Origin of the sequence: Shewanella sp. A32, assembly GCF_029167175.1 — a bacterium.
Lineage (GTDB): Bacteria > Pseudomonadota > Gammaproteobacteria > Enterobacterales > Shewanellaceae > Shewanella > Shewanella yunxiaonensis.
Genome location: NZ_JARFTS010000017.1, coordinates 68810 through 78819 on the forward strand (window position 1 = coordinate 68810; position 10010 = coordinate 78819).

Sequence of the window (10010 nt, forward strand, 5' to 3'; positions counted from 1 at the left end):
AAGATGGCGGTAAAGAATGTGACCCTGGTCAGACATCGATCGAACCGTTGGCAATAAGACAATTTTTGAGCTGTCAGCCAATATTGAGAGGATCTGAGACATAGGTAACATCTTTAGTGGTGCGAATTGATTTTTGACAGGGTAATGATGCATAAATAACCAGACGACGATGTGGTTTTGCAAAATTTGCTTTTAAATCAAAAGTTTCTAATTTTTGGTAACTTTGCGGTCGAAATTAATCAATGTTTCGGCAGACCGAGTAGTTAATGGCCTGTTCGCTGATTATATGCTTAGCCAAAAAACTCGGTTGCTGCCCAACAAGGTGGTAAAAAAATGAAACTGTTTTCTGAACATTTGCAAAATGTCATCGCTAGTGGTGAAGGAAAAGTCAATAAGCCATCCATTTTTCGCTTTATACAAGCGATCTACGCTGGATTTTTCATCGGTCTGGCCTTCGTTTTTTACGTTACTGTCACAACCGGAAGTTCCGATGCGCATTGGGGCGCGGTACATCTCATGGGCGGTGTAGTATTTAGCCTTGGCTTGATACTGGTGGTGCTGTTTGGGATGGAACTCTTCACTAGCACGGTATTGTCTGCGGTGGCGTGGGCACAGGGCCGGGTGAGTTTCTCCAGAATGTTATCCTGTTGGATTGAAGTGTATGTCGGTAATGCCGTTGGCGCATTGGTGCTTGTCGGACTGGTGTGTGCTGGTGGTCTGTATATGACAGATGGTGGTCAATGGGGGCTGAACGTTATCGGGATTGCCTTACATAAAGTTCACCATACCTGGAGCCAGGCGTTTGTCCTTGGGATGATGTGTAACATTATGGTTTGCCTAGCTGCCTGGTTTGCTTATATGAGTAAAGATGTTGGTACTAAAGCACTATTGATGGTGATGCCTGTGGCGCTGTTTGTCGCAACTGGTTTTGAGCACAGTATCGCCAACATGTTTATGCTGCCTGTAGGTATCGCTTTTAAACATTTATTACCCGCAGATCTGCTGTTGAGCCATGGGTATACTGCAGAAGTTTTGGAAGCCTTGAGTTTCAATCATATTGTAAGTTCCAACCTTATCCCCGTTACCTTGGGCAATATTGTTGGCGGTGCGGGCTTCATTGGCCTGGGGATCTGGGCTACTGAAAAAGCCTCAGGCGCACAGGATGCAAAGGTTGCCGAGAGTGAAAAGGCGACAACCAGTTCTACCAAGTCCGTTTCGTAATAATCTAGAACATACAAAAAACCGGCGTTAAGCCGGTTTTTTCACATTAAGCAAGCCAGTTGTTATATGCCGTCTTGGCTTTTTGCAGTTTCATATAGGCTTGCAGCAGACTTTGGTGTTTTGCTGAGCTTAATAGTCCGTTTGCTAATGGTAAGTCATAACCCGCGGCCTCACCGTTGATATGAGCCAGAGCTATATCAATATCTTTTGCCGTAAACATACGGCGGAATTTGGGTAGGTATTCCGTTGGTTCACGATCTTCTTCCATCATTTGCAGCAATGCCAGCAGCGCATGATAGAAGCGTAACCGTGGTTGTTTTTCGGCGGTAATTCCGTAGGCATTGAAGTCTACCGTCCATTGTGCCCAGTCGTGTGCATCGGTTAAATCTTGTATTGCTAACGCAAGCAAACAGCGCAATTCACCGATACGTAGGGTTGCCCAAGGACTGTTGGCATCCACTGCTATGCAGAGTAATTGATCTAGTGGTTGGAATTCGTCGACATCCAGTGAATCAATCTCATTGAGAACTGCGGTCGCCTTATCTTGGTCCGTGGGCGATTGTAACCAGGATTGCATTAATTCACGCAGATGCATGGCCCGGTTGTTATTAGCAAATGACAGGTCATCCACCGGATAGATTTCTGAGTAACCTGGTACTAACACGCGGCAGGCGTAGGTTTGCAGATGGCTATAGTCGGCAATGTAAACTTCGGCATTTTCGTCATGAAATTTGGCAAGCAGATGAGCAAACTCCTGCTCGGTGGTGCCGCTAAAGTTCCAGTCACTGAATGGGTAGTCGGGACTTTCGCGAAACAGATCCCAGGACACTAGGCCCGAAGAGTCAATGAAATGAGTTTCTAGGTTGGTATGATCGGCAACTTCGTCGTTATTGAACGATGGTGAAGGGAAAATATCCAAGTCTTTGAGACTACGACCTTGCAATAGCTCAGTTACCGTACGCTCTAATGCCACTTCAAAGCGAGGATGAGCACCAAAAGACGCGAAACAGCCGCCGTTTTGCGGATTAAATAACGTTACACAGATAACCGGATAACGACCGCCCAAAGATGCATCAAAGCACGTGATTGGGAAGCCTTCAGCCTCCAACGCCGCAACTGCCTGCTGGACTTTTGGAAAACGTGCGACAACATTGGGGGGGATTTCCGGCAGGGAGATACATTCCGAGATAATCTTATTCTTGACGTAACGCTCAAAGCATTCAGATAACGCCTGAGTTCTGGCTTCGGTTTGACTATTGCCGGCAGACATGCCGTTACTGACATATAGATTGCCGATGATATTCATCGGAATATAAATTTGTGCGCCATCGGACTGACGTTCAAAGGGCAAGGCACAAATACCGCGTTGCGAATTACCCGATTGCACGTCGATTAGTGTGGAGAGATCCAAATCGTGTTGTGGGTCGTAATGCTGCCACAGATATTCATCAAGTAATCCTTGCGGACGGTCGTCAGTCAGCGGAAACCATTTTTCATTGGGGTAATGAACAAATGGGCCGTTAGCGATCTCCTGACCTAAATGGAAATCAGCAAAAAAGTAGTTACAGGCGAGTCGCTCAAAATACTCACCGAGCGCGCTGGCCAATGCCGCATCACGACTGGCGCCTTTACCATTACTGAAACACGCTGGACAGTTACGATCCCGAATATGCACTGACCATACATTGGGCACTGGATTTAACCAGGATGCTTGCTCAATATCAAATCCCAGATCAGCCAATCTTTGCTGCATGGTATTGATAGAAACTTCCAGCGCTTCATCTTTGCCGGGAATATATGTCAGAGTCATGAAAAAACCTTGAATGGTAGCCGTCTATAGGGGGGCGCATGTTAGCACAGTCGGCGCTAAGTTTAGCAATAATTATCATTCAAGCCTTTCGACTTGTTGGTCCAGATAATTGTGTTCAATAGTCACTAGGACAGAAATACAGGTTTTTTATCAAAATGTTGGCTGCTAAAATGGCTGCCAATTTTCAGTATGTTGCAGCCAAAGGCTGCCGGGGCTCAGTAACTTGGAATTTTTGTACGAATACGGAATGTTTTTGGCAAAGGCCATTACTATCGTCGTAGCGATTGCTGCGGTTGTGATTGTCATCGTTGCGGCTTCAATGAAGCAGAAACATGACCGCGGAGAACTCAAGCTTACACACATCAGTGAAGAACTACAGTCATTACGTCATCATCTCAAAGAAGAGTTGCTAGATAAGAAGGCGTTTAAAGCTTACGAAAAGCAATATAAAGCTGAGCAAAAAGCCAAGGAGAAACAAATTGCCGAAACACCACAACAGAAGGTGTTTGTGCTGGAATTCAAAGGGGGGATCGAAGCGTCGGAAGTTGCTTCGTTACGTGAAGAAATTTCTGCGGTTCTGGCGATCGCCGATAAAGATGATCAGGTTGTGATTAATCTAGAAAGTGGCGGTGGTATGGTGCACGGTTATGGCCTGGCGGCCAGTCAATTAGAACGTTTGCGGCGTGCCGGTGTACCTTTTACCGTTTGCGTTGACAAAGTTGCTGCCAGCGGTGGATATATGATGGCGTGTGTTGCTAATCATATCGTCGCTGCGCCTTTTGCTATTGTGGGTTCCATAGGTGTTGTCGCACAGTTGCCGAACTTCAATCGGTTATTGCGTAAACATGACATCGATTACGAGCAACACACTGCTGGTGAGTTTAAACGTACGTTGACGTTGTTCGGTGAAAACACCGATGAAGGGCGTGCCAAGTTTCGCGAAGAGTTGGAGCAAACGCATGAACTGTTTAAAGGTTTTGTAACCAATTTCCGGCCGCAGCTTGATGTCTCCAAAGTGGCTACCGGGGAACACTGGTTTGGTCAACAAGCGGTAGATTTAGGCCTAGTGGATGAAATTGGTACCAGCGACGATTTATTGATGAAGCTGGCGGATGAAAAGCAGGTCATTAAAGTGCGTTATCAGATCCGCAAAAAGATCACTGATAAATTGGCCCATAGTGCTTCACTGATGTTGAGCGAGTGTTATGACCGACTTTTGCAAAAGAACCGGCCAATGTAATGCGTTAGACGGGTAAAAAAGCAAAGGCAAGGTGATTCACCTTGCCTTTGTTGTATCGGCAGCAATTTACAGTGGATAACTGATGTGCTGATAGAAGCCGACCATCATTTCCTGAGTTTTAGGATCAAGTTCGATGGCTTTGGCAAATTCTTTCAATGCGGCTTCCACTTGATTCATATAGCGGCAATAGCCGGGCTCCGCATAATCATCATTGGTGGCGACCAGAATGAAATCCACCGCTTCCACTTGTTTCTTACCATCCCAGTGTTGCAGAAATTTGGGTTCATTGTCATTGGGGTTAAAACCGATCATGACCGTTTCTTTAGTGGTTCCCAATTCTTCATATTTGCTGTTGCGCACCAGTGGAGTTAAACCGTTACCCACCATGGCAACATGCTTCAGATGTTTCTGGTTTGTCGCCGCCAGGAACCGGTCTTCAAGATATTGGTACAGCGCTGAGTAGTCACCAGTATCCTGTTTCAGCACGGCCATTTTTAACTGACGACTCAATGGTAATGTCACTTTCACATAGGCTGTGGAGGTGTAATTGGTCGGCAATTCACACTGTCTGGACTTATAACGCATATAGATATTGCGCAACTTATAGCCATAGGTCTTATGCTCATCTTTTGCAGAAGCAAAAAGATCATAAGTCATATGTTGATGGTCACGAATTTTCACTGTCAGATTTTGTTCAGGCAATAACGGCAGCAAATCCTTTATCACTGCACGCACCCGATTGTGAAAGTTCGCGGCATTGGCACGAATATCACGCCCGGTGGCCAGAAACAGGAAACGCAACTTGCGGGCTTTATAATCTGACTCGAAGTAAACGCTCTGCGCTTCATGGTAAGCAGGGTTATAGAAGAACAGGATCTGCTCAGCGGTTTGGAGTGTGTAAGCTTCAGTGTGGTAACGAACCACTGGTAATTTGTCGTTAGCGATCACATGGACATTAAACAGTTCCTGGTCAGCCGCCATTTTAAAAAACTGTTCACTGATGCTGCGATAGCATTGTTCATAGCTATCGTAATGCGCCAGTAAGGCGTCAGTAACCTTAATATCCACCATAATGTACTGATTGGTGCGAGTCGCCAAAGGTACGTAGAGTTTTTGCAGCAACATAATGATTCCTTGTAAATCATCATTTAACGAATGTGGATATTTTAACCGTTTTGCAGTTGCTGAAATATAGACCGCAAGCACCTTTATGCACGACATTTATTTATGCTAAGTTACCGTTTTCAAGAATAAAACTAATCTGAAGGTATGTGGATGATTGTTGCCACCACAGACAGGCTCATTCTGCGACATTTTACGGATAACGACGTGGCTGCGCTTTATGAAATGAATCGTGATCCCCAGATACTGGAGTACATTCCTGCTGCACCATTTCAACAGTTATCTGATGCAGAGCGAGTACTACAGGATGTGATATATGCAGATTATCAGCAATACGGTTATGGCCGCTGGGCGGTTGAGTTTAAAGCCAGTAGCCAGGTCATTGGCTTTTGTGGCCCCAAATATTTACCTGAGTTTGGCCGCGTAGAACTTGGGTATCGTTATTTTCCGCAATACTGGGGGCTGGGGATTGGCTACGAGGCGGCGAGTGCTGCTTTACCTTTATTCAAGGAACGCTGCGGCGTTGATGAAGCTATTGCCCTAATCCTGCCGGGGAATAGGGCATCCGTGGCGCTGGCCAACAAGTTGGGAATGCAGATACTTTCACGTGGTAAGTTCTTAGGTCATGAAGTCGATCTGTTTCATATCTGGCTTTAACGCTTTTTCTCCAAAGCCTGTTTAACCCAGGGCAACATAAAACTGGTGATTTGAGGTTGGGCCTGTTCGTTAGGATGTATGCCATCTCGCTGCATCAGTTCAGGATGAGGTGCAATTTTTGTCATAAAGAAAGGAATGAGTGTCACTGACTCCTGTTTTGCTAGCTCATCGTATACGGCCGTAAAGGCCTTTTCATAACGTGGCCCATAGTTTGGCGGTACCATTACTTGTGATAGCAGAACCTCAGCATCTGACTGGCGCGAAAGGTCGATGATTCGTGAAAGATTATTTTTGAGCTCTCTCGGTGAGAATCCTCGTAAGCCGTCATTCCCTCCCAATTCAATCAGCACGACGTCAGGGTGTGATGATTGCAACAATCCCGGCAATCGTCTCAAGCCTCCCGCTGTTGTTTCTCCACTGACAGAGCCGTTAATAATGGTATGCTCAGGTAAAGCTTTGCGCAGACCTTCGACCCAGCCTTTGGATTCATCGACGCCATAGCTGGCCCCAAGGCTGTCACCTAATACTAGTAAGGTGGCGGCATGGAGTGGTAAAGCGAGAAGCACCAGTAATAGATAGATTGCAGGACGACAACATAAGGAAGCGATTTTGAACAACAGCGCCATAAAAGTTTCCCATTTGATTAAAACAGTAACAACTCAGGAAGGTGAACTGACTATCCTGAAAGGCATTAATTTGGATGTCAAGCGAGGTCAGAGTGTTGCCATTCTCGGGCCGTCAGGTTCAGGTAAGTCAACATTACTTGGATTGTTGGCAGCATTAGATACGCCAAGTAGCGGTGAAATATGGCTGGATGGCGAACCGTTGTCTGCGCTTAACGAAGAGCAAAAAGCGGCGTTGAGAAAGCAGAAGGTGAGCTTCATTTTTCAGTCTTTTATGTTGGTGGACACACTGAATGCACTGGAAAATGTGATGTTGCCAGCCGAACTGGCCGGGATTGCCGGTGCCAGAGAAAAAGCGCGCAAAATGCTGGAGCGGGTCGGGTTAGGGCATCGATTAGCGCATTATCCAAAGCAGCTTTCCGGTGGCGAACAGCAACGTGTTGCAATTGCCCGAGCCTTTATTTGTGAACCTACAGTGTTGTTTGCCGATGAGCCTACCGGCAATCTGGATAAGCAGAATGCCGATAAGGTCGCTGATATGCTGTTTGCAATGAACCAGGAAAGTTCGACCACTCTGGTGTTAGTCACCCATGATTTACATCTGGCTAGCCGTTGCGAGCGTCAATTGGTGATGGAGGATGGCCAGTTGTTTGAACAAGCTAGTGGAGATGTAGCATCGGCTCAGGAGGGGTAATGATGGAATGGACATTAGCTTGGCGCTTATTTAAACGAGAGCTGAAACAGGGCCAACTGTTACTGATCATTTTGGCGCTGACGTTGGCGGTGTTATCGGTTACAGGACTTGCGCGTGTCAGCGAAAGATTACAAGTAGCCATCAATGGACAGGCAAGTAAATTTATTGCTGCGGACCGTATCATCAATTCCCCAGTGCCTGTAGATGAGACAATTCTAAAACAGGCACAAACACTGGGTCTGAAGCTCTCAAGAAACCTTCAGTTTAATTCTATGGTGTACAGCGGTGATGCTTTTCAATTGGTCACAGTAAGAGCCGTAGATAATGCTTATCCATTAAAAGGTAAAATTGAATTAAAGAATGGTGCTACAGATACGCTGCCAACTAAAGGCATGCTCTGGTACGAAAGCCGTTTAGGCGCATTACTTGACCAGCCAAAAACTGTTGAGTTAGGAAACAGCCAATTCACTCTAGGGGCGGTTATTAATCGCCTTCCTGATGCGGGATTTAATATTTTTGCTTCTGCGCCATTAGTGCTAATGCGTCTTGATGATGTGGCTGCTACCGGCGTTATTCAACCGGGCAGCAGGGTAACTTATCTCTATCAGTTTGCCGGAAATCCGCCACAGCTACAGGCGTTTGAAACCTATGCAAAGCCTTTGTTGAGCAGTTCTCAGCGGTGGGTCGATACGCAGTCGGGCGATTCTCCTATTGCGAGTGCCGTTAAACGTGCCGAGCGCTTTTTATTACTGTCGAGTTTAATGGGGATTGCATTGGCTTGCGCCGCCATAGGTATTGCCGCTCAACGTTATTGTCAGCGCCATTATGATGTTGTTGCTATGGTGAAAACGTTTGGCGCCAGTGCCAAGCAGATCCGGATCTTATTCGGGACACATCTTTTGTTAGTAACGGTAGCGGGGGTGGTGTTTGGCCTATTAGGTGGATTGCTATTGGACGCTACCATCACGCTAGCTCTACCAAGTGACATTGCGGCATATGCGGCACCATTAGGCCGTCCGTTAATGCTGGGCATTGCCACAGGGTTTATCAGCGCGTTTATGTTCTCAGCATATCCGTTATTGCGATTATTGGATATTCCACCTTTACGAGTGCTGCAGCGGCAGCTAGAAGGTTCCAGCATAGGGATGTGGCTGCATCTCTCGTTAAGCTTAATCGCTATGGGGCTATTGGGCTGGTTATATTCCCGTTCATTAGCATTAACATTGACGGTCATCGCTAGTGTTGTCTTATTGGGTCTGCTGCTAGGTCTAATGGGGATGTTGTTGATCCGCATGGGGCAAACTGTTGGCATGAAAACCAGTAATCCGTTTGCATTAGCGTTGGCAGGGTTGCGGCGGCGGGCTAAACAAAATGCGCTGCAGTTGGTGGGCTTTTCCAGTGCCTTAGTGCTATTGCTGACCATTCTCGCACTACGACAAGACTTGCTTAATGAATGGCAAAAGCAGCTTCCAGAAAATGCGCCAAATTACTTTTTAGTGAATATTGCGCCAGAAGAAGTTAAGCCATTACAACATTTTTTACAGCAACACGAGATTAATGCGACCGACATCTACCCGGTTATTCGAGGACGTTTAAATGCGATCAATGGTGAAGAAGTCATTACTCCCGAACAACAGGACCAAGGACAACGTGGTCGGTTAGGTATTTCCAGAGAACTCAATCTCACTTGGCGTAATGCTGTACCACCGAATAATCAAATTTTGGAAGGGCACTTTAATCAAGCCAAAGATGACGTTTCCGTTGAGTCCGGAGTGGCCGAGCGGCTCGGGATCGCTCTTGGTGATAGGTTAAGTTTTGTCATAGATAATCAAAATGTCACCGTTAAGGTAGCTAGCATACGTTCAGTGCAATGGGAAACGATGCAGCCTAATTTCTTTATGATCTTTACCGAACAGGCTCTATCGCCATTTGCCTACACCTCGATGGCTAGTTTTCACCTCAATGATGGCCAGAAAAAAGTTGTGCTAGCGCTTATACGCCAGTTCCCAACGGTTTCGATAATTGATGTCGGGGCGATCATTGCCCAGCTAAAAGGAATTATTTCGCAAGTGTCATTGGCACTGACATTAGTGTTGATCTTAGTGGTAATGGCAAGCGCCTTGGTGATGGTGGCACAGACAGAAGCCGGTATGGCAACGCGACAACGTGAATTGGCCGTCCTCAGAACGTTTGGCGCGCCAGGTCGCTTACTCAAATGGGCGACAGCCCTAGAGTTTGCATTGTTGGGCTGTATTGCCGGACTATTGGCCGCAGTAGTGACTGAGTTTTCGATATGGTTATTAAAAACTCAGGTATTTGACCTGAGAGTTTATGCACATTGGTTATGGTGGTGGGGGGCTCCAGCTAGTGGCGCTCTCTTGGTGGCGTTACTGGGACTGTGGCGTTGCCGCAGATTATTGAATAAATCATGTAGCGACTTATTAAGACTCGAATAAATATAAGGGAAATGGGCAATTTTTCGCCAGCTGGCAATTGCCATACGGCGAAGTTTTTCCACCGATATAATAACTAGCCCCTCTTTAAATCTGTTGTGATTATTAAATTTTGTCTCGTCCTAATATAGGTTGACAGTTTTTAGGCCAGCTCCCGTAGCTGGCCTTTTCTATTGTGCACCTGATTGGG

The 10010-nt window shown here is 46.3% G+C and carries 8 protein-coding genes; 5 read left to right on the forward strand and 3 right to left on the reverse strand.

Translation table 11 applies throughout. From position 1 onward, the window contains the following. Positions 1-333: 333 nt before the first annotated feature. Positions 334-1221 carry a formate transporter FocA gene (gene focA / locus PY479_RS12650; protein ID WP_275483986.1) on the forward strand — a complete coding sequence of 296 codons (888 nt, stop codon included), beginning with the start codon at positions 334-336 and terminating at the stop codon, positions 1219-1221. 46 nt (positions 1222-1267) lie between these two features. Here focA and ycaO read toward each other — a convergent pair whose 3' ends face one another. After that, positions 1268-3031 carry a 30S ribosomal protein S12 methylthiotransferase accessory factor YcaO gene (gene ycaO, locus PY479_RS12655; RefSeq protein ID WP_275483987.1) on the reverse strand — a complete coding sequence of 588 codons (1764 nt, stop codon included), beginning with the start codon at positions 3029-3031 and terminating at the stop codon, positions 1268-1270. A gap of 223 nt (positions 3032-3254) precedes the next feature. On the opposite strand from ycaO, the gene sohB reads away from it, so the two are divergent. Next, on the forward strand, positions 3255-4271 hold the full coding sequence (gene sohB / locus PY479_RS12660) for a protease SohB (protein WP_275483988.1): 1017 nt from the start codon (positions 3255-3257) through the stop codon (positions 4269-4271). 66 nt (positions 4272-4337) lie between these two features. Here sohB and PY479_RS12665 read toward each other — a convergent pair whose 3' ends face one another. Next, positions 4338-5396, reverse strand: a complete 1059-nt coding sequence (locus PY479_RS12665) for a DUF3083 family protein (RefSeq protein ID WP_212596189.1) — start codon at positions 5394-5396, stop codon at positions 4338-4340. A gap of 150 nt (positions 5397-5546) precedes the next feature. On the opposite strand from PY479_RS12665, the gene PY479_RS12670 reads away from it, so the two are divergent. Continuing rightward, entirely contained in the window at positions 5547-6050 is a 504-nt protein-coding gene (locus tag PY479_RS12670) for a GNAT family N-acetyltransferase (RefSeq protein WP_275483989.1), read from the forward strand. Here the strand turns inward: PY479_RS12670 and PY479_RS12675 are convergent. Then, positions 6047-6676: an arylesterase gene (locus PY479_RS12675; RefSeq protein WP_212596190.1), complete on the reverse strand. Its 630-nt coding sequence runs from the start codon at positions 6674-6676 to the stop codon at positions 6047-6049. The genes PY479_RS12670 and PY479_RS12675 overlap by 4 nt on opposite strands. Between PY479_RS12675 and PY479_RS12680 the strand changes: the two genes are divergently transcribed. Then, a complete protein-coding gene (locus PY479_RS12680; RefSeq protein ID WP_275483993.1) occupies positions 6657-7367 on the forward strand; it encodes an ABC transporter ATP-binding protein in 711 nt (236 codons plus the stop codon). The two genes, PY479_RS12675 and PY479_RS12680, sit on opposite strands and share 20 nt — an antisense overlap. Positions 7368-7369: 2 nt before the next feature. Beyond that, positions 7370-9823: an FtsX-like permease family protein gene (locus PY479_RS12685; protein WP_275483994.1), complete on the forward strand. Its 2454-nt coding sequence runs from the start codon at positions 7370-7372 to the stop codon at positions 9821-9823. Positions 9824-10010 lie beyond the last annotated feature (187 nt).

Bases quoted from the DNA above. Each gene is read 5' to 3' on its own strand.
- ycaO (WP_275483987.1), bottom strand. From the start codon at position 3,031: ATGACTCTGACATATATTCCCGGCAAAGATGAAGCGCTGGAAGTTTCT.
- PY479_RS12670 (WP_275483989.1), top strand. From the start codon at position 5,547: ATGATTGTTGCCACCACAGACAGGCTCATTCTGCGACATTTTACGGAT.
- focA (WP_275483986.1), top strand. From the start codon at position 334: ATGAAACTGTTTTCTGAACATTTGCAAAATGTCATCGCTAGTGGTGAA.
- PY479_RS12685 (WP_275483994.1), top strand. From the start codon at position 7,370: ATGGAATGGACATTAGCTTGGCGCTTATTTAAACGAGAGCTGAAACAG.
- PY479_RS12665 (WP_212596189.1), bottom strand. From the start codon at position 5,396: ATGTTGCTGCAAAAACTCTACGTACCTTTGGCGACTCGCACCAATCAG.
- PY479_RS12675 (WP_212596190.1), bottom strand. From the start codon at position 6,676: ATGGCGCTGTTGTTCAAAATCGCTTCCTTATGTTGTCGTCCTGCAATC.